18 protein-coding genes and 1 tRNA gene are annotated in these 19,229 nt (G+C 70.2%); 6 read left to right on the forward strand and 13 right to left on the reverse strand.

Features of this window, described 5'->3' with window-relative positions:
- Positions 1-10 precede the first annotated feature (10 nt).
- Entirely contained in the window at positions 11-583 is a 573-nt protein-coding gene (locus tag OG898_RS21690; protein WP_250744981.1) for an alpha/beta hydrolase, read from the reverse strand.
- Between the two features lie 86 nt (positions 584-669).
- Here OG898_RS21690 and OG898_RS21695 point away from each other — a divergent pair, with 86 nt between their 5' ends.
- Complete coding sequence (locus OG898_RS21695) at positions 670-1,296, forward strand: TetR/AcrR family transcriptional regulator (protein ID WP_250744982.1); 627 nt, start codon at positions 670-672, stop codon at positions 1,294-1,296.
- Between the two features lie 34 nt (positions 1,297-1,330).
- Positions 1,331-1,789 carry a MarR family transcriptional regulator gene (locus OG898_RS21700; protein ID WP_266958750.1) on the forward strand — a complete coding sequence of 153 codons (459 nt, stop codon included), beginning with the start codon at positions 1,331-1,333 and terminating at the stop codon, positions 1,787-1,789.
- Here OG898_RS21700 and OG898_RS21705 read toward each other — a convergent pair.
- Both OG898_RS21705 and OG898_RS21710 read right to left on the reverse strand, forming a co-directional pair.
- Positions 1,786-2,508, reverse strand: coding sequence for a helix-turn-helix domain-containing protein (locus OG898_RS21705; protein WP_266958752.1), 723 nt, complete (start codon positions 2,506-2,508; stop codon positions 1,786-1,788). The two genes, OG898_RS21700 and OG898_RS21705, sit on opposite strands and share 4 nt — an antisense overlap.
- Before the next feature lie 152 nt (positions 2,509-2,660).
- Positions 2,661-2,733 (reverse strand) — tRNA-Leu (locus OG898_RS21710).
- Positions 2,734-2,832: 99 nt separating this feature from the next.
- On the opposite strand from OG898_RS21710, the gene OG898_RS21715 reads away from it, so the two are divergent.
- Positions 2,833-3,492 carry an ANTAR domain-containing response regulator gene (locus OG898_RS21715; RefSeq protein ID WP_250744985.1) on the forward strand — a complete coding sequence of 220 codons (660 nt, stop codon included), beginning with the start codon at positions 2,833-2,835 and terminating at the stop codon, positions 3,490-3,492.
- A gap of 82 nt (positions 3,493-3,574) precedes the next feature.
- Here the strand turns inward: OG898_RS21715 and OG898_RS21720 are convergent, their stop codons facing one another.
- The 9 genes from OG898_RS21720 to OG898_RS21760 all read right to left on the reverse strand — a co-directional run bounded on the left by OG898_RS21720 (position 3,575) and on the right by OG898_RS21760 (position 13,577).
- On the reverse strand, positions 3,575-4,291 hold the full coding sequence (locus OG898_RS21720) for an ABC transporter ATP-binding protein (protein WP_250744986.1): 717 nt from the start codon (positions 4,289-4,291) through the stop codon (positions 3,575-3,577).
- Positions 4,288-5,220 (reverse strand): ABC transporter ATP-binding protein, encoded by a 933-nt coding sequence (locus OG898_RS21725; RefSeq protein WP_266958754.1) that lies wholly within the window; start codon positions 5,218-5,220, stop codon positions 4,288-4,290. The genes OG898_RS21720 and OG898_RS21725 overlap by 4 nt, the downstream gene beginning before the upstream one ends.
- A gap of 4 nt (positions 5,221-5,224) precedes the next feature.
- Entirely contained in the window at positions 5,225-7,057 is a 1,833-nt protein-coding gene (locus OG898_RS21730; RefSeq protein WP_250744987.1) for a branched-chain amino acid ABC transporter permease, read from the reverse strand.
- A gap of 5 nt (positions 7,058-7,062) precedes the next feature.
- Positions 7,063-7,992, reverse strand: a complete 930-nt coding sequence (locus tag OG898_RS21735) for a branched-chain amino acid ABC transporter permease (protein ID WP_250744988.1) — start codon at positions 7,990-7,992, stop codon at positions 7,063-7,065.
- 144 nt (positions 7,993-8,136) lie between these two features.
- Positions 8,137-9,366 carry a branched-chain amino acid ABC transporter substrate-binding protein gene (locus OG898_RS21740; protein WP_250744989.1) on the reverse strand — a complete coding sequence of 410 codons (1,230 nt, stop codon included), beginning with the start codon at positions 9,364-9,366 and terminating at the stop codon, positions 8,137-8,139.
- A gap of 301 nt (positions 9,367-9,667) precedes the next feature.
- Positions 9,668-10,336, reverse strand: coding sequence for a Tat pathway signal sequence domain protein (locus OG898_RS21745; RefSeq protein WP_266958757.1), 669 nt, complete (start codon positions 10,334-10,336; stop codon positions 9,668-9,670).
- Complete coding sequence (locus OG898_RS21750; protein ID WP_250744991.1) at positions 10,333-10,734, reverse strand: hypothetical protein; 402 nt, start codon at positions 10,732-10,734, stop codon at positions 10,333-10,335. The genes OG898_RS21745 and OG898_RS21750 overlap by 4 nt, the downstream gene beginning before the upstream one ends.
- A gap of 38 nt (positions 10,735-10,772) precedes the next feature.
- On the reverse strand, positions 10,773-11,252 hold the full coding sequence (locus OG898_RS21755; protein WP_250744992.1) for a PaaI family thioesterase: 480 nt from the start codon (positions 11,250-11,252) through the stop codon (positions 10,773-10,775).
- Positions 11,253-11,306: 54 nt separating this feature from the next.
- On the reverse strand, positions 11,307-13,577 hold the full coding sequence (locus tag OG898_RS21760; protein ID WP_266958759.1) for an FdhF/YdeP family oxidoreductase: 2,271 nt from the start codon (positions 13,575-13,577) through the stop codon (positions 11,307-11,309).
- A 145-nt stretch (positions 13,578-13,722) separates the two neighbouring features.
- Here OG898_RS21760 and polA point away from each other — a divergent pair, with 145 nt between their 5' ends.
- Entirely contained in the window at positions 13,723-16,446 is a 2,724-nt protein-coding gene (gene polA, locus OG898_RS21765; protein WP_250744994.1) for a DNA polymerase I, read from the forward strand.
- Positions 16,447-16,483: 37 nt separating this feature from the next.
- On the opposite strand, the gene OG898_RS21770 is transcribed toward polA, so the two are convergent.
- Complete coding sequence (locus OG898_RS21770) at positions 16,484-17,359, reverse strand: DUF4184 family protein (RefSeq protein WP_250744995.1); 876 nt, start codon at positions 17,357-17,359, stop codon at positions 16,484-16,486.
- A gap of 251 nt (positions 17,360-17,610) precedes the next feature.
- On the opposite strand from OG898_RS21770, the gene OG898_RS21775 reads away from it, so the two are divergent.
- Together OG898_RS21775 and OG898_RS21780 are read left to right on the forward strand one after the other, a co-directional pair.
- Positions 17,611-18,909, forward strand: a complete 1,299-nt coding sequence (locus OG898_RS21775; RefSeq protein ID WP_266958762.1) for a lytic transglycosylase domain-containing protein — start codon at positions 17,611-17,613, stop codon at positions 18,907-18,909.
- 178 nt (positions 18,910-19,087) lie between these two features.
- Positions 19,088-19,228 (forward strand): SPW_0924 family protein, encoded by a 141-nt coding sequence (locus OG898_RS21780; RefSeq protein WP_250744997.1) that lies wholly within the window; start codon positions 19,088-19,090, stop codon positions 19,226-19,228.
- The last annotated feature ends 1 nt before the right edge of the window (position 19,229 follow it).

Here is a 19,229-nt window from a genome sequence, read left to right on the forward strand (position 1 = left end):
CCACAGGCGACTACAGCACCTCACGTATAAGACGCACCGCGTCGGGCAACACCAAACGGCTCTCACCCGTACTCGGGAAGTGCCCGCCCGACGCGGTCACCCGCGCCTCGGCGCCCAGCTCCCGCACGAACCGCAGCACGTGCTCACCCGTCGCCTCCCCGGTCACCGGGTCATCCGCCGCGTGCAGCACACGAAACTCCCGCGCAGCCTTGCGGATCCGCTGCCAGTCGAACTCCGGCGAGAAGAACGGCGCCAACGCGTCGTACCCCACCTCGCCGGACATCGACGCCACGAACACCACCCCCGCGAACGCCCCCTCGGCCTCCGTGTCGTGCTCCTGCAGCAGCCGCAGCACATTCACCCCACCCAGACTGTGACCCACCAGCACGGTCTCACCGGCCGGCGCACCCTCCGTCGCCGCCTCCAGCTCCTTCAGCCACACACCGGCCTCCGGAGCGAACGGCTCGGGGAAGTTCGGAATCCGCACCTCGTGCCCCTCGGCCGCGAACTCCTCGCCCGTCGCCGAGTACCAGTGCTCCCCGGCGCTCATCCCGTACCCGTGCACGAACACGATCCTGCTCATGGTCATCCCCCTCGTATCCAGCGGTCGATCCTTCAATCAAAACGCTACGCCGCGTTTTGATAAAACGCTAGGGCTATCGTGAAGCCGTGTCAATCACTCCTTCGAGCAACTCTGCGAGCAACCCGCCCCGCACCGGCGGCCGCCTCCGCAACGAAGACGCCCACCACTCCGTCCTCGAAGCCACGGCCGCACTCCTCGTCGAGAACGGCTACGGCGCCCTCACCATCGAAGGCGTCGCCAAGCGCGCCAACGTCGCCAAGAGCACGGTCTACCGCTGGTGGAAGTCCAAGCCCGCCCTCGTCATGGACGCCTACGCCCACGAAACCGCCGCCCGCGTCCCCGAACCCGACACCGGCACCCTCACCGGCGACCTCACCGCTTTCGTCACCGACCTCTACCGCATCGGCGGCGACCCCGTCCGCGCCAAAGCCCTCACCGGCCTCATGGCCGAAGCCCAGCTCGACCCCGCCTTCGCCGACCCTTTCCGCGCCTGGGTCGCCACCCGCCGCGAGATCGTCGCCGCCCTGCTGGCGAGGGCGGTCACCCGCGAGGAACTCCCCGCCGGCACGGACCTCGACCACGCCACCGACCTGATCTTCGGCCCCTTCTGGTACCGCCTCCTCGTCGCCCACGCCCCCCTCGACCCCGCCGACGCGCGAGCCCACGTGACGACGGTCCTGCACGGCCTGACGGGACACGCCGAATTGCCTTGACCTCAAGTCGAGTTGAGGTCGTACGCTCGCAAGCATGACGATCAAGGAGTACTCCCGGGACCAGCTCGCGGCCCAGCCCATCGGCTACTGGGCCCGCGAGGCCGGCAAGCTCGTGATAGGCGGCATCCGTGCCGCGCTCGCCGAGGAGAACCTCACCCAGCCCCACTGGTGGACCCTCAACCACGTGGCCGGCTCCCCGGCCCACTGGAAGCGCGCGGCCCTCACCGAGAAGCTCACCCCGTACGACGACCAGGACGCCGACTTCGACGCGGTCTACGACGACCTCGCGGCGCGGGGCTGGCTCGCGCAGACGGACGGAGTCCTGACCCTGACCGAGGCGGGCGAAGCCGGCCGGGTCCGTGCGCGCGACCGCAACGCGGAGGTGCACGCGCGGCTGCGGGAGGGTGTGGACGATGCGGCCTACGCGGCGACGATCGACGGCCTGCGCCGCATGGTCGCGAACCTGGGCGGCAGCGGCGACCTGCCGGGCTAGTACTTCGGCCCGATGTGGACGTCCATGAGCGCGACGGACGCCTTGCGGGCGATGGACACGTTGAAGGGGTCGCTGCCGCGGGCCAGGATCGTCCACTGGACGCCGACCTTGGCGAGGGTGTCCGTGCAGAGCTTCCGGATGTCGTCGGACTTGTTCGTGAAGAAGTACCGGGGGTACTCGTAGCGCTTGCCGTTGCGCACGGTCCAGTTCGTGACCCGGCACCCGTCGGAGTGGATCAGCCCCCGGACGAACTCCCACGGGTGGGCGTCGACGATGGCCTGCTGCCAGTCCTCGAGGACGATGCGGCGCTCATGCTTCTTTCCGGCCCCGTGCTGAGGGAACAGGCAAGTCCAGTGGTGGGTGTAGGACTTGACCTCCACGCACCCCTGCCGCTGGACCCGTCCCACCTTGGGCAAGGACATGACGTGGTGCATCGCTGCTTCGGCGGCGTCGATGAGGCCGGGCCAGGAGGCGTCGCAGTAGACGGACAGGTGGTGCTGTTTGTACTTGGAGATGATGTGGCCGTCGCCGAGGTAGAGCCCCAGGAGGTAGGCGTACGCGGGCTGGTCGACTTCGCGGCCGGTGCATCTCGGGCAGTCGGTCGGGCGGACGTACGCCTCGCCGCGGTGTCTTCGGTCCTCGGACCGCCACCAGCCGATGGTGCCGCGCGGTATGCCCAGGTGTTCGGCGACCACTCGATTGGTCACGCCCCGGCGCATCAGTAGGACTGCTTCTTCGCGTATCGAAGGGTTGTGCTCCACGCTTGAGAGCTTGGTCGCCGTTCGTCCAGTTGGTCGCAATTCGAAGCTGCGTTCACTGTGACGAGTGAAGATCCCAAAAGCGCTTGGCGACCTTGGAAACGAAGGAGAAGTGCCCCGAGTCGGATTCGAACCGACGCTGAATGGGTTTTGAATCCATGGCCTCTGCCGCTGGGCTACCGGGGCCCCTTCGAAACAAAGGATACCTAATACCCTCCGTGTCACAAACATACAGGAGCTAGGTAGGCTCGGGGGAGCTGAATCGCCTTGCACCAAGGAGCCCCCGTGACCGCCGAGCACGAGTCGACGCCCACGCCCGACGCCGACCAGTCGCACGTTCCGCCGCTGACGACGCGCGTCGTCATCGCCGAGGACGAGGCGCTCATCCGTCTCGACCTCAAGGAGATGCTTGAGGAAGAGGGCTACGCCGTCGTCGGTGAGGCCGGAGACGGGCAGACCGCCGTCGAGCTGGCCCGGGAGCACCGTCCCGACCTCGTCATCCTTGACGTGAAGATGCCCGTCCTCGACGGGATCTCCGCCGCCGAGAAGATCGCGGAGGAGTCCATCGCCCCCGTGCTGATGCTCACCGCGTTCTCGCAGCGGGATCTGGTGGAGCGGGCGCGGGACGCCGGGGCCATGGCGTACCTCGTGAAGCCCTTCAGCAAGAGCGACGTCGTCCCCGCCATCGAGATGGCCGTGTCGCGCTTCGCCGAGCTCCGCGCGCTGGAGAAGGAGGTCGCCGACCTCTCCCTGCGCCTCGAGACCCGCAAGCTCGTGGACCGCGCCAAGAGCATCCTGCAGACGCAGTACGGGCTCTCCGAGCCGGCCGCCTTCCGGTGGATCCAGAAGACCTCCATGGACCGCCGGATGTCCATGCAGCAGGTCGCCGAGGCCGTCATCGAGGACGCCGAGGAGAAGAAGGCCGCCGCGGGCAAGGGCGAGTAGCGCGCCCCGTACGCAAAGAGTGAGGCCCGCCTCCGGATCCAGGATCCGGAGGCGGGCCTCACTCGTACGAGGTGGAGGGGACTCAGTCCTCGCCGAGGTACGCCTTGCGGACGTCCTCGTTGACCAGGAGCTCGCGGCCCGGGCCCGACAGGACGACCTTGCCGATCTCCATCACGTGGCCCTGGTCGGCCAGGGAGAGCGCCGCCTGGGCGTTCTGCTCGACCAGCAGGATGGTGGTGCCCTGTGACTTGAGCTCGGCGATGGTCGCCATGATCTTCTGCATCATGATCGGCGAGAGGCCCATGGAGGGCTCGTCGAGCATCAGCAGCTTCGGGCGGGACATGAGCGCGCGGCCCATGGCGAGCATCTGCTGCTCGCCGCCCGAGAGGGTGCCGGCGGCCTGCTTGCGGCGCTCTCCCAGGATCGGGAAGAGGTCGTAGGCGCGCTGGACGTCCTTCTGGATGCCGTCCTTGTCCTTGCGGAGGAAGGCGCCCAGGAGGAGGTTGTCCTCGATGGTCATGCGCGGGAAGATGTGCCGCCCCTCGGGGGAGTGGGCGAGTCCGAGCGCGACGATGTCGTGCGCGGGGATCTTCTTGAGGGACTTGCCCTGGAACTTGATCTGGCCGCCGCGCGGCTTGATCAGGCCCGAGAGGGTGCGCAGGGTCGTCGTCTTGCCAGCGCCGTTGGTGCCGATGAGGGTGACGATCTGGCCGGCGTCGACGCTGAACGAGATGCCCTTGACGGCTTCGATCTTGCCGTAGGCGACGCGGAGGTCCTCGACCTCGAGGAGTGCGGTCACCGGTCTTCTCCGTCCGTGCTGGTCGTGCTGTCCGTCGCCTCGGCGTCCGCGGCCGCCTCGCCGTGTGCGGCCTCGCTGTGTGCTTCGGCTGCTTCGACTTCGGCGACTTCTTCGGCGCCGGGGGCGCCTTCGAAGGGTTCGCCGAGGTAGGCGGCGATGACGCGCTCGTCGCCCTGGACCTCGGCGGCGGTGCCTTCGATGAGCTTTTCGCCCTGGACGAGGCAGGCGACGCGGTCGCAGAGGTTGAAGATGAAGCGCATGTCGTGCTCGATGACGAGGACGGCGATGCCCTGGTCCCGGATGGCGAAGATGAGCTCTTCGGTTGCCCGGGTCTCCTGCGGGTTCATGCCGGCGGTGGGCTCGTCCAGGAGGATGAGGCCGGGGTCGCTGGCCAGCGCGCGGGCGATTTCGAGCTTGCGCTGTTCACCGTAGGGGAGGTTGCGGGCGAGGTGTTCGGCCTTGTGGGCGAGGCCGATGAACTCGAGGAGTTCCATGGCCTTCTCGCGGCTCGCCGCTTCTTCCCGGCCGAAGCTGGGGAGGCGCAGGAGGGAGGCCCAGAGGCCGACCTTGGTGCGGGTGTGGCGTCCGACGAGGACGTTTTCCAGGACCGTCATGTTGTTGAAGAGACGGATGTTCTGGAAGGTGCGGGCGACGCCGGCGGCGGTGACCTTGTACGACTTGGGCGGCAGGACCTTGTCCTTGTACCGGACTTCACCCTCGGTGGGGATGTAGAGGCCGGTCAGGCAGTTGAAGAAGGTGGTCTTGCCGGCGCCGTTGGGGCCGATGAGGCCGACGATCTCGCCGCTGCGCACGGTGAGGTCGACGTTCTTGACGGCGGTGAGGCCGCCGAAGCGCATCGTGACGCCGCGTGCGTCGAGGACGGTCTCCGCCGTGGTGGCGGGGGGCGTGTCGGTGGTGGTGGTCGTCATGGGTTCAGACCCCTGCCTTGCCGAGGACCGTGGGCGCTTCCATGTCCTCGTGGAGTTCGAGCTGGTTGCGCCGGTTGGGGATGATGCCTTCGGGGCGCAGGCGCATCAGGACGATGAGGGCGAAGCCGAAGACGAGGAGCTGGTATTCGCCGAGGAACTGGAGCTTGTTGGGGATCAGGAAGAGCAGTGATCCGCCGACGAGGGGTCCGGAGATGGTGCCCATGCCGCCGAGGACGACCGCGGCGAGCAGGAACGCGGAGTTCGGGGGCACGGCGTTGGCGAAGGTGTACTGGTCGGGGGTGACCGTGTAGCTGACGTGTGCCTGGACGGCTCCGGCGAGGCCGGCGAGGGTGGCGCCGAGGGCGAAGGCGATGAGTTTGACGCGGAAGCCGTTGATGCCCATGGCTTCGGCGGCGGTCTCGTCCTCGCGGATGGCGACCCAGGCGCGGCCGATGCGGGATTCCGCGCTGCGGCGGAAGACGAGGATCACGATGAGGGTGATCAGCAGCATCAGCAGGAAGTAGTTGGCGAAGCGGCCGATGGTGAATCCGGCGATGGTGTGTGTGGCTCCGAAGTCGAATCCGAAGAGGTTGACGTTCGGGATGCCGGCGATGCCGTTGGGCCCGTTGGTGATGTCGGGTCCGGAGGTGCCGTCGAGGTTGTTCATGGAGATGCGGAAGATCTCACCGAAGCCGAGCGTCACGATGGCGAGGTAGTCGCCGCGCAGGCGCAGGGTGGGTGCTCCGATGAGGACACCGAAGACCATGGAGGCGGCGGCGCCCAGCAGGAGTGCGGCCCAGAAGGGGAAGTGCACGCCGAAGGGGGAGTTGGGGGAGCCGGAGACCAGGGCCGCGGTGTAGGCGCCGACGCCGAGGAAGGCGACGTAGCCGAGGTCGAGGAGGCCGGTGAGGCCGACGACGATGTTCAGGCCGAGTGCGACGGTGGCGAAGATCAGGATGTTGACGCCGAGGTTCGCGTACTGGTCGTCGGTCTGGGTGAGGGGGAAGGCGGCCGCTGCTGCGAAGGCGCCGACGAGGGCGACGTTGCGGTGGCGGGTGGTGAGGGCGGTGACGCGGGCGAAGAGGCCCGCCTTGTTGAGCGCTGCGGCACCGAATGAGGCCGTGAGCAGGAAGCCGACGAAGAGTTCCTGGTACGGGGTGGTGATGCCGTAGGTGAAGACGGTGAGCGCGAGGCCGAGGACGACGGCGATCAGGAGGATCTCGGCCCAGGCCGGCAGGATGCGGGCGGGCTTGATCGGGCCGGAGGTGAAGGCGGCCTTGAAGGTCGTCCAGCGGTTGCCGGCTGCGTGCTTGAACTTCTCGAAGTCGGTGTCGTCGGGGTCGGGGCCTTCGAGTGCGGGGCGCTCGAAGGGGAGTCCGAAGGCGCCGATGACGGCGACGAGGCTGACCAGGGCGGCGACGCCGGCTCCGGGTTCGAGGTCTACGAGGAGTCCGAGTTCGAGGACGATCGAGACGACGGTGTACCAGGTGGTGGCGAACGCGGCGAGGGCGGAGAGTTTGATCGCTGCGTCTGCGCCGGCCGGGGTGAGCCAGCCGAGGCCCTTGACTCCGTAGGAGGCGAGTCCGAAGAGCGCGGTGAGGGCGCCGCCGATGAGGACGAGCCACTGGAGGCCGGCGGGGGAGCCGTAGTAGGTGAGGTCGCCGGGGAAGGCGGTGCTCCAGGTCCAGGAGAGGAACGCGGAGACGACGGTGAGTGCGCCGCCGGCCGTGGCGAGGGCGCGGGCCGTCTTCTCGGGAAGGGGGATGAGTCCCTTGGCCGGTGCGGTGCTCTTCACGGTGTTCTCGGTGTTCGCGGTGTCCGCGGTGATGTTCGTCATGGAGGTCACACCCTGTCCGCCACGCGCTGGCCCAGCAGGCCTTGTGGCCGGAAGAGGAGCACGAGGATGAGAAGTACGAACGCCCAGGTGTTACCCCAGGACTGGCCGCCGAGCTGTTCGAAGCCGGGGATGTCGGCCACGTAGACGGTGGTCAGGGTTTCGGCGAGGCCGAGGACGAGGCCGCCGACCATGGCGCCGTAGATGTTGCCGATGCCTCCGAGGACGGCGGCGGTGAAGGCCTTGAGTCCGAGGAGGAAGCCCATCTTGAACTGGACTTCGCCGTACTTGAGGCCGTAGGCGACGGCTCCGATGGCGGCGAAGACGGCTCCGAGCGCGAACGCGGTGGTGATGATGCGGTCGGTGTTGATGCCCATGAGCTTGGCCGTGTCGGGGTCCTGGGCGGTTGCCTGCATGCCGCGGCCGGTGCGGGTCTTCTTGACGAAGAAGCCGAGGAAGGCCATGGAGATGGGGGCTGCGATCAGGAGGAAGACGTCACCGGTCTGGATGGTGACGCTGCCGAGGTGGAAGGGTCCGCCGGGGATCTCGGGGAAGATCAGGGAGGATTCCGCTCCGGGGTACCAGGCCCATACCGCCTGCTGGAGGGCGATGGAGAGGCCGATGGCGGTGATGAGCGGGGCGAGCCTGGGAGCGTTGCGCAGGGGCCGGTAGGCGAAGCGTTCGGCACCGACGGCGATGAGGGTGGCGACGATGACCGCGCCGATGATCATGAGCGGGAGGGCTATCCACATGGTGGTGCCCCCGGGGAGCATCAGCCAGACGGTGAGCGCTCCGAATCCGCCGGTCATGAAGATCTCGCCATGCGCGAAGTTGATGAGCTGGACGATGCCATAGACCATCGTGTAGCCGATGGCGACGAGCCCGTACATGGATCCCAGTAGCAGGCCGTTGACCAGCTGTTGCGGCAGTTCGTGCACCGCAGGTCCTCCGAGTCTTTCGACGGATGTGACTCCGCGCGGGGCGCTTTTTGTGCGCGCCCCGCGCGGCAGGTGGGTGGTGCTCCCGTGGCCGGCCGTTCGAGCGGACTACCGGCTACGGGTCGGTGGGGTGGTCAGGGGAGGTCAGCCGCCGAGGGTGCCGGACTCCACGGACTTCCACTCGGTGCCCTCGACCTTGTAGACGGTGAGCTGCTTGTTGGTGGCGTCACCGAACTCGTCGAAGGAGACCTTGCCGGTCACACCGTCGAAGGACACGCCCTGGACGGCGGCGAGGACCTTGGCGCGGGCGTCGGCGGGGAGCTTGCCGCCGTTGCCGTCGACAGCGGCCTTGACGGCCTCGATGATCGCCCAGGCGGAGTCGTAGGAGTAACCGCCGTAGGCGGCGAAGGGCTCCTTGTAACCGGCCTTGGTGTAGTTGGCGACGAAGTCCTTGGCGGACGGCAGGCTCTCGACCGGGGCGCCGACCGAGGTGGCGAGGTCGCCCGCGGACTCGGCGCCGGCGAGCTCGACGTACTTCTTGTCGTAGATGCCGTCACCGCCGACGAGCGGGATCTTGGTGCCGGAGGCCTTGATCTGCTTGCTGAGCGGACCGGCCGCCGGGTACTCGCCGCCGTAGTAGACCACGTCGGCGCCGGAGCTCTTGACCTCGGTCACGATCGCGGAGAAGTCCTTGCTCTCCGGGTCGATGTGGCCTTCGCCGACGACCTGGCCGCCGAGCTTGGTGAACTCGCCCTTGAAGGTGCCGGCGAGGCCTGCGCCGTAGGTCTTCTTGTCGTCGATCAGGAAGACCTTCTTCTTGCCCGCCTTGTTGAAGAGGTACTGCGCCGCGAACGGGCCCTGGATGGCGTCCGTGGTGGCGGTGCGGAAGTAGCTCTTGTAGGTGCGGACCTTCTCGCCGGTGGCCCACTTCGGTCCCTGGGAGAGGGACGGGCTGGTGTTGGCCGGGGAGATCTGGGCGAGCTTGGCGTCGTCGAAGACCTTCTGCATGGACTCCGAGACGGAGGAGTTCAGCGGGCCGACGACACCGAGCACGTCCTTGTCGGCGACGAGCTTGGTGGCGTTCTGCTGGCCGGAGGAGGCCTGGGCCTGGTCGTCGAGGGCCTGGATCTTGAAGGTGACGCCCTTGACGTACTTCTTCTCGTTGGCCTGCTTCGCGGCGAGGTCGGCGGAGTTCTTGATGCCGAGGCCGAGGGCGGAGAGGTCGCCGGTCAGCGGGGCGTCGACGCCGATGACGACCGTGGTGTCACCACTGGCGGCGTCGTTGGCCTTGTCTCCGCGCGATCCGCAGGCGGTGAGGGTGAGGGCGCCCGCGGCGAGCGCGGCGGTCACGGCAATGAGAGAACGCTGACGCACGATCAGTCCTTTCCTGGCACTGCGTCCCCCGTGGGACGCACCGTGTCGAACGCGGGGAACCGAACTGAAAGGAATCCGGCTGGTCGCGGTGACTGGCCGTGACTCTAAGCGGGTCTTAGGGCGTTATGGAGGGCTGAGGCCAATGATGTGACTCTCTTGTTATGCCACGGCGTAATACATAGCGGATCTCTGCGGGTGGAAAGGGGGAAATCCGGCCGGTTCGTCTTGTCCGCATGCTGAGATGTGGCAGGACCGTTGGGTGGTTTGAGTGCTGTCGCGCCAGGACTCTGGGCCCTTTTGGTCATGACGGCGGCGGGGTGCTCGCGTCTCGATCTTCGGGACAGGCCCTGGTCAGAGCGGTGGAGAGATCGCGCGCATAGCGGTCACCGGGGATGTAGCTGTGATCCTCTTTCTCAAACCCATTACTTAGGGTTACTTCCAGAAAAGGGAGTCCGGAATTCCGTGCCACATGCACGCAGTCTGTGACGCGAATCCGTACCGCGAGGTCACGGGCCTCGCCCGGGGCGAGCGTGGCCGGAAGTGGTGGCTCGACCTCGACCGCCAGAGCCCGTGAAGGCTGCCCCAGCCGCTCCAGGGTGACCGCCGGACCGGCCGCGGCGCGCACACGCACGGTGAACGCGAAGGCCGTGCCGGAGGGGGTCTGCCCGGGGTCCTGCCCCGGGTCCTGCCCGACCGGAGCGACGTAGGCGAGGGAGAACACCTGCGAGGGCGCGGGAGGCCTGTACGGGGCGGGGCGCGGCCGGGCCGCGTACAGCGCGGCCCCGGCGACGACGACGGCGGACACGCAGGTCAGCGCCCCGAGGGCCAGGGCGGCCCGCCGGTGGCCCTCGTAGGCCTCGCGGAGCCGCCGGACGGCCGGGGGCGTGCGCGGCGCACGGGGAGCGGGGCGCGGGCCCTCGTGGGCCTCCGTGCCCTCTCCGGGCTCGATCGGGCCGATGCCGCCGCTCACTGCCAGGGACCGTCCGTCGGGGCGCCCGACCGGTAGCGGTCCGCGCAGCGGCGCTCCGCCTCCCGGGCGGTGAGCTCGCGCGCGGCTGCCGGGCCCTTGCCGTCCCGCTCGGCGCGGGCGTCGGCGAGGACGGCGCGCAGGATGTCGTTCTGGCCGCCGGACAGCCCCATGGACTGGTAGTCGAGGCGGACGGCGTCCTCGCCCTCTCCCGCGTCGAGGATCACGCCCGCCCAGTGGGTGATCAGGCGGGTGCAGACGTCCTGGGGCGCCGGTGGGGCGGAGGTGGAGGAGGGAGGGGTCCCGGGATCGCCGCCGGCGCAGCCGAGCGGTGCGGCGGCCAGCAGCGCCGTCGTCGCCGCCGCGGCCAAGGCGCGCAGCGGCGCCGGTCCGGATCCCATGCGGGAACGCTAGACCGGCGCCGCTGCGAGGGCAACGGCTAGTTGTTGCCGTCCTGTTGCGGGTTCGCGTCGCGCAGCAGGCAGGTCAGGCGGGCGGTGCAGACGCGGCGGTCCTGTTCGTCCGTGATGACCACCTCGAAGGTGGCGGTGGAGCGGCCCCGGTGCACGGGGGTCGCGACGCCGGTGACCAGGCCGGACCGGGCGCCGCGGTGGTGGGTGCAGTTCAGGTCGACGCCGACGGCGACCTTGGTGATGCCGCCGTGCATCATCGCGCCGACCGAGCCGAGGGTCTCGGCGAGCACGGCGGAGGCCCCGCCGTGCAGGAGGCCGTAGGGCTGGGTGTTGCCCTCGACGGGCATGGTGGCGACGACGCGCTCGGCGGAGGCTTCGAGGATGCGGATGTCCATCCGCTTGCCGAGGTCGCCCGCCGAGAACAGCGCGGGCAGGTCGATGCCCAGGGCCGTGTACTCGTCGAGGACCTCCTGCGGGAACTTCACCGCGTGCTGCTGCTCGCCCATGGGCCGACTCCGTTCGTCAACGCTCGTTAACCATATTGTTCTCGGGTCGTTCTATCAGGCCTGCTCGAAGCGCACGACGACGGACTTGCTCGCCGGGGTATTGCTGACGTCCGCCGTGGAGTCGAGGGGGACCAGCACGTTGGTCTCGGGGTAGTAGGCGGCGGCGCAGCCGCGGGCGGTCGGGTAGTGCACGACGCGGAAGCCGGGGGCACGCCGCTCCACGCCGTCGCGCCATTCGCCGACGAGGTCGGTGTACGAGCCGTCGGCGAGCCCGAGTTCGGCGGCGTCCTCGGGGTTGACCATGACCACGCGGCGGCCGCCGGTGATCCCGCGGTAGCGGTCGTCGAGGCCGTAGATGGTGGTGTTGTACTGGTCGTGGCTGCGCAGGGTCTGCAGGAGCAGGCGCCCCGGCGGGAGGTGCGGGTACTCCACCGGTGCGGCGGTGAAGTTCGCCTTGCCGGTCTTCGTGGGGAAGCGCCGCTCGTCGCGCGGGGCGTGCGGGAGCTGGAAGCCGCCGGGGCGGGCCACGCGGGCGTTGAAGTCCTCGAAGCCGGGGACGACGCGGGAGATCCGGTCGCGGATGGCGGCGTAGTCGCCTTCGAACTCCTCCCAGGGGGTCCGGGAGGCGTCGCCGAGGACGGCGCGGGCCATGCGGGCCACGATGGCGGGCTCGGAGAGCAGGTGCGGGGAGGCGGGGGCGAGGTTGCCGCGGGAGGAGTGGACCATGCCCATGGAGTCCTCGACGGTCACGAACTGCTTGCCGGAGGCCTGGTGGTCCTTGTCGGTGCGGCCGAGGGTGGGCAGGATCAGGGCGCGCCGGCCGGTGACCGCGTGGGAGCGGTTGAGCTTGGTGGAGACGTGCACGGTCAGGGAGGCGTTGCGGATCGCGGCCTCGGTGACCTCGGTGTCGGGGGTGGCGCCGACGAAGTTGCCGCCCATGGCGAAGAGCACCTTGGCCTCGCCGTCGCGCAGGGCCTGGATGGAGCGGACCACGTCGAAGCCGTGCTCGCGGGGCGAGGTGATGCCGAATTCCTTGTCGAGGGCGTCGAGGAAGGCGGGCGCGGGGCGCTCGAAGATCCCCATGGTGCGGTCGCCCTGGACGTTGGAGTGGCCGCGGACGGGGCAGACGCCGGCGCCGGGGCGGCCGATGTTGCCGCGCAGGAGCAGCAGGTTGACGACCTCGCGGATGGTGGCGACGGAGTGCTTGTGCTGGGTCAGGCCCATGGCCCAGCAGACGATGGTGCGCTCCGAGGCCAGGATCATGGCCAGGGCGCGCTCGATGTCGGGGCGGGTCAGGCCGGTGGCGGTGAGCGTCTCGTCCCAGTCGGTGTCCTGGGTGGCGGCCGCGAACTCCTCGTAGCCGTGGGTGTGTTCGCGGATGAACTGCTCGTCGGTGGCGCCGCCCGCCTCGATGACCAGCTTGTTCAGGAGGCGGAAGAGGGCCTGGTCGCCGCCGATGCGGATCTGGAGGAACAGGTCGTTGAGGGCGGTGCCCTTGAGCATGCCGAGGGGCGTCTGCGGGTTCTTGAACCGCTCCATGCCGGCCTCGGGCAGCGGGTTCACCGAGATGATCTTCGCGCCGGCGGACTTGGCCTTCTCCAGGGCGGAGAGCATGCGCGGGTGGTTGGTGCCCGGGTTCTGTCCGGCGACGATGATCAGGTCGGCCTGGTGGAGGTCTTCGAGGGAGACGCTGCCCTTGCCGATGCCGATGGTCTCGTTCAGTGCGGAGCCCGAGGACTCGTGGCACATGTTCGAGCAGTCGGGGAGGTTGTTGGTGCCGAACTCGCGGACGAACAGCTGGAAGAGGAAGGCGGCTTCGTTGCTGGTGCGGCCCGAGGTGTAGAAGAGGGCCTCGTCGGGGGAGTCCAGGGCGCGCAGCTCCTCCGCGATGATCGCGAAGGCCCGCTCCCAGCTGACCGGCTCGTAGCGGTCGCCGCCGGCCTCCAGGAGCATCGGCTGGGTGATCCGGCCCTGCTGGCCCAGCCAGTAGCCGGAGCGGCCGGCGAGGTCGGACAGGGGGTGCTCGGCGAAGAACGCGGGGGTGACCCGGCGCAGGGTGGCTTCCTCCGCGACGGCCTTGGCGCCGTTCTCGCAGAACTCGGCGGTGTGCCGCTTGTCGCCCTCGGGCCAGGCGCAGCCGGGGCAGTCGAAGCCGTTCTTCTGGTTGACCTTGAGGAGGGTGCGGGCGGTACGGGCCAGGCCCATCTGCTCCTGCGCGATCCTCAGGGTGTGCCCGATCGCGGGCAGGCCGGCGGCCGCGTGCTGAGGGGGCGCTACCTGCGGTGCGTCCTGTACGGGATCACCTGTGGGCGGCTTGGTGGCCATGTCGCTCCCCTTTGAGCAGTCTTCTTCTTACACGTCCGATCCTGTCACGCCCCGCCCGTGGCGCCGACGCCGGATTTTCCCCGTCCCCTCACCCCGCCGCGCAGCCCGTCCGGATTTGTCAGTGGGGGCGCCTAGGATCGGGGGCGTGGCAGATTCAGCATCGAAGAAGACCGACCAGCCGACCGCAGCGGCCCGCCCCCGCCTGATGCTCATGGACGGGCACTCCCTGGCGTACCGGGCGTTCTTCGCGCTGCCCGCGGAGAATTTCACCACCGCGACGGGGCAGCCGACCAACGCCATCTACGGGTTCGCGTCGATGCTGGCGAACACGCTGCGCGACGAGGCGCCCACGCACTTCGCGGTGGCGTTCGACGTGTCCCGCAAGACGTGGCGCTCGGCGGAGTTCCCCGAGTACAAGGCGAACCGCTCCAAGACCCCCGACGAGTTCAAGGGGCAGGTGGAGCTGATCGGCGAGCTCCTCGACGCGATGAAGGTGCCGCGGTTCGCGGTCGACGGCTTCGAGGCCGACGACGTGATCGCCACGCTCGCCACGCAGGCCGAGGCCCTCGGCTTCGACGTGCTGATCGTCACCGGCGACCGGGACTCCTTCCAGCTCGTCTCCGAGCACACCACCGTGCTCTACCCGACCAAGGGCGTCTCCGAGCTCACCCGCTTCACTCCCGAGAAGGTCGAGGAGAAGTACGGGCTCACCCCCCAGCAGTACCCGGACTTCGCGGCGCTGCGCGGCGACCCGTCCGACAACCTCCCCGGCATCCCGGGCGTCGGCGAGAAGACCGCCGCCAAGTGGATCACCCAGTTCGGGTCCTTCGCGGAGCTCGTCGAGCGCGCCGAGGAGGTCAAGGGCAAGGCCGGGCAGAACTTCCGCGACCACCTGGACGCGGTGAAGCTCAACCGGGTCCTGACCGAGATGGTCAAGGACGTCGCCCTGCCCAAGACCCCCGCCGACCTGGCCCGCGCCCCCTACGACCGGACCGCCGTCACCGGAGTCCTGGACGTACTGGAGATCCGCAACGCCTCCCTGCGCGAGCGGCTGCTCGCCGTGGACCCGGGCGCCGCCGAGGAGGAGGCCCCCGCCCCGGCGGCCGCCGCCGTGGAACTGGACGGCTCCGTGCTGGGCGCCGGCGAGCTCGCGCCGTGGCTGGAGAGCCACGCGGGCGCCCCCCTCGGCATCTCCACCGTCGACACCTGGGCGCTCGGCACCGGCAACGTCTCCGAGATCGCGCTGGCCTCGGCCGGCGGCGCCGCCGCCTGGTTCGAGCCGTCCGCGCTGGACGAGGCCGACGAGCGGGCCTTCGCCGCCTGGGCCGCCGACGCCGCCAAGCCGAAGGTCGTGCACAACGCCAAGGCCCTGATGCGGGTCTTCCCGGAGCACGGCTGGACCCTGGCCGGGGTCGCCATGGACACCGCGCTCGCCGCCTACCTGGTCAAGCCGGGCCGCCGCTCCTTCGCCCTGGACGTGCTCTCCCAGGAGTACCTGCACCGGGAGCTGGCGCCCGCCGCCGCCGACGGACAGCTCGCCTTCGGCGCCGACGACACCGCCGAGGCCGAAGCCCTGATGGCACAGGCCCGCGCCGTCCTGGACCTCGGCGACGCCTTCGCGGTCAAGCTGCCCGAGGTGGGCGCCGCCGAGCTGCTCCACGACATGGAGCTGCCCACCTCCGAGCTGCTCGCCCGCCTGGAGCGGGCCGGCATCGCCGTCGACCAGAGCCACCTCGAAGCGATGGAGCAGCAGTTCGCCGCGGCCGTGCAGCAGGCGGTGAAGGAGGCGCACGCGGCGGTGGGCCACGAGTTCAACCTCGGCTCGCCCAAGCAGCTCCAGGAGGTCTTCTTCGGCGAGCTGGACCTGCCGAAGACGAAGAAGACCAAGACCGGGTACACCACGGACGCCGACGCGCTCGCCTGGCTGGCCACCCAGACCGACCACGAACTGCCCGTGCTCATGCTCCGCCACCGGGAGCAGGCCAAGCTGCGCGTCACCGTCGAGGGGCTGGTCAAGATGATCGCCGCCGACGGCCGGGTGCACACCAGCTTCAGCCAGACCGTCGCCGCGACCGGCCGGCTGTCCTCCACCGACCCCAACCTGCAGAACGTGCCGGTGCGCACCGACGAGGGCCGGGCCATCCGCCGCGGCTTCGTCGTCGGCGAGGGCTACGAATCCCTCATGACCGCCGACTACAGCCAGATCGAGCTGCGCGTCATGGCCCACCTCTCCGAGGACGAGGGCCTGCTCGAAGCCTTCCAGTCGGGCGAGGACCTGCACACCACCGTCGCCTCCCAGGTGTTCGGCGTCGAGCGCTCCGAGGTCGACGCCGAGATGCGGCGCAAGATCAAGGCCATGTCCTACGGTCTGGCCTACGGGCTCTCCGCGTTCGGCCTCGCCCAGCAGCTGAACATCGAGCCCGGCGAGGCCCGCGGCCTGATGGAGACCTTCTTCGAGCGCTTCGGCGGGGTCCGGGACTACCTGGGCCGCGTCGTCGAGGAGGCCCGCGCCACCGGCTACACGGCCACCGTCTTCGGCCGCCGCCGCTACCTCCCGGACCTCAACAGCGACAACCGCCAGCGCCGCGAGGCCGCCGAGCGGATGGCGCTGAACGCCCCGATCCAGGGCACCGCCGCCGACATCGTCAAGGTCGCGATGCTGCGCGTGGACAAGGCGATCACCGGGGCCGGGCTGAAGTCGCGGATGCTGCTCCAGGTCCACGACGAAATCGTGCTGGAGATCGCGCCCGGGGAGCGTAAGCAGGTGGAGGAGCTGGTGCGCCGCGAGATGGCCGCCGCCGTCGACCTGCGGGCCCCGCTGGACGTGTCCGTGGGCGTCGGCCCCGACTGGGAGTCCGCCGCGCACTGATCGCCCGCACCTGTGGTCCGGCAGCGCCCGTCCCCGCCTACGCGGTGGGGACGGGCGTTTTCGCGTCTGCGTCCGTGCCCGCGTCTGCGTCCGTGTGGGAGCGGTCGCGGATCCGCCGGTGGCGCAGGCGCACGAGGATCCCGTACAGCAGCAGCCCCACGACGAGTCCGCCGCCCGCGCCGAAACAGACCGTCGGGATGATGTCGAGCGGGGTGCGGATCCGGTCGAAGAAGGTGAAGAAGCGCAGCACGCGCAGGGTGATCCCCACCGCTACGCAGACGAGGACCAGCGCGAGCGCGCCCCACACCTCGGCCCGGCCGAGCACCGGGACGGACGCGGGGGCCGGCGCGTCCGGCAGCCGGCGCAGCGCCGTCACCGCGAACCAGACCAGGAAGCAGGCCGCGAGCGCCGAAGTCCCGTACTGCAGGTACGAGTAGAGGGGCAGCCCGAGGGCGAGCGGCTCGCCCAGCTCCGGCAGGGTGCGCGTCCCGAAGCGGTCGACGTGCGTGAAGGCGTCCCACACCACGTGCGTGAGGGAGCCGGCGACCGCCGAAAGGTAGAACCAGAGGGCCAGCGCGGGCAGTCGGCGCCCGCGCCACTCCTCGCCCCGGACGAAGGCGTGCACCCTGCCCTGCCGCCCGCGGGGAAGGAGCGCGATCAGCGGCTCGCGCAGCAGCAGCCAGCACGCCGCGAGGACGGCGGTCAGCGCCGCGTCGACGGTCAGGACCCCGGGCAGGGAGTGCGTGAAGGTGCCGTACGGCTTCAGCCCCGAGACGACCGTGTCGGCGAAGTAGAAGCTGTCCGGAGCGAACGACCCGAGGACCAGCGCCGATCCGACGAGGGGGCCGCGCGCACGACCGGACCGGCGGACGGCCGGAAGCACGGCGGCCGCGTGGCTGAGGGTGAACGGCATGGGGCCTTGCCTCCGGGGTTCGACTCGTCGACCGGTGCGGACCGGTGCGATGGGCGCGATCGGTGCGATCGGTGTGTCCAGTATGGGCGGCCTGCGGAACACATGAGGAAATCGTGAATTCCGGCTCGCGATGCGTGCCCTGTCCAGCGAGTTGACGTAGGGTCACGCGGACGTCGAGGGGGAGGGGGGTCCGGCTCATGACGGCTCGGATTCGGATACCGGTTCGGATACCGGCACGCGCGTCCGCGGGGATGTCCACGCGGTTCGGCCGGGTGGTGCGCAAGGGCGGGGCCGCCGTGCTCGTCTCCGCCCTCGTGGCCGCCGTGCTGACCGCCTCGCAGGGGCCGGTCGCGGCCGGCATCGACGCGGCACCGGTCGCGGAGCCCGCGCCCGAACCCGTGCCCGACGGCTCCGCGGGGGACGGCTCCTACTTCACCGCCCTGCCGCCGCTGGTGAGCCCCGAGCCGCCCGCCGTGCTGCTGCCCGAGGACGGGACGGCCCCGACGCCGCCGCCCGTGGTACCGGCCGCCGCGGATCCGGGGCCGCGCACCGAGCCCGCGGCCACGGGCGGGGCCGAGGGCGCCCAGGGGATACCGGCGAGCGTGCTCGCCGCGTACCGGGGCGCCGAGCAGGCCGTCGGCAGGAACGACCCCGGATGCGGACTGCGCTGGCAGCTCCTCGCGGCGATCGGCAAGGTCGAGTCCGGGCAGGCGCGCGGCGGGCAGGTCGACGCCGCCGGTACGACGCTGCGGCCGATCCTGGGCCCCGTGCTCGACGGCAACGGCTTCGCGAACATCTCGGACACCGACGGCGGGGCCTACGACGGGGACTCCCGCTACGACCGTGCGATCGGGCCGATGCAGTTCATCCCGTCCACCTGGGCCTCGTGGGGCCAGGACGCGAACGGCGACGGCCGGCGCGACCCCAACAACGTGCACGACGCCGCGCTCGCGGCGGGCCGCTACCTGTGCGCCGGTACGCGTGACCTGCGGGTGGAGGCGGATCTGGACCGGGCCGTGCTGTCGTACAACCAGTCCTCCGCGTACCTGCGGACGGTGCGGTCGTGGTTCACGTACTACCTGAAGGGCGCGCACGAGGTCCCGGACGGCCGTGGCGGCAGCGGCAGTGGTGGCGGCAGTGGCAGCGGCGGCACCCCGGGGGTCACACCGCCGAAGCCGAGCCCGAGCCCGAGCCCGACACCGAAGCCCACGCCCACGCCCACGCCTTCGCCGAAGCCGACCCCCACGCCGACGCCGAGTCCCAAGCCGACGCCGACGCCGACGCCCACGCCGATCCCCACGCCTTCGCCGAAGCCGACGCCCACCCCGACGCCGAGCCCCACCCCGACGCCGACCCCCACGCCCAGCCCGAAGCCCACCCCGAGCCCCACCCCGAGTCCGAAGCCCACGCCGACCCCGTCGCCGACGCCCGAGCCCTCCCCGAAGCCCACGGCTTCGGTCTCCCCGTCGCCGAAGCCCAAGCCGTCGGCCAAGCCCTCGCCGTCACCGTCCGCTCCGGCCGCCGGTGCGGCGCCCACGGCGACCCCCTGACGTGCACCGAAGCCCGCCCCCTCCATGAGCGGGGGCGGGCTTCGGCGTGCCTGCGCGTACGGGCCGATGTTCCGGCCGAGGTCATCGCGCGAGCAGTGGCACAAACGGTTCTCATCTGTCACCCGCATTGCTACGGTGCCACCGCCCTGACACACCATCAGATTCCGGAGGCCCCGGCATGCGCGCATTCGTCGCCGCCGCCAGCGGTCTCGTCCTCGCGGCGCTCCTCGTCTTCGCCATCACGGCGACGGGGGCGCCGGAAGGCAAGACCTCACCGAAGCCCCTGCTCACCACCGCGCCCGCCGCGCCCGGAAAGTAGA

Origin of the sequence: Streptomyces sp. NBC_00193, from assembly GCF_026342735.1 — a bacterium.
GTDB classification, from domain to species: Bacteria; Actinomycetota; Actinomycetes; order Streptomycetales; family Streptomycetaceae; genus Streptomyces; species Streptomyces stoeckheimensis.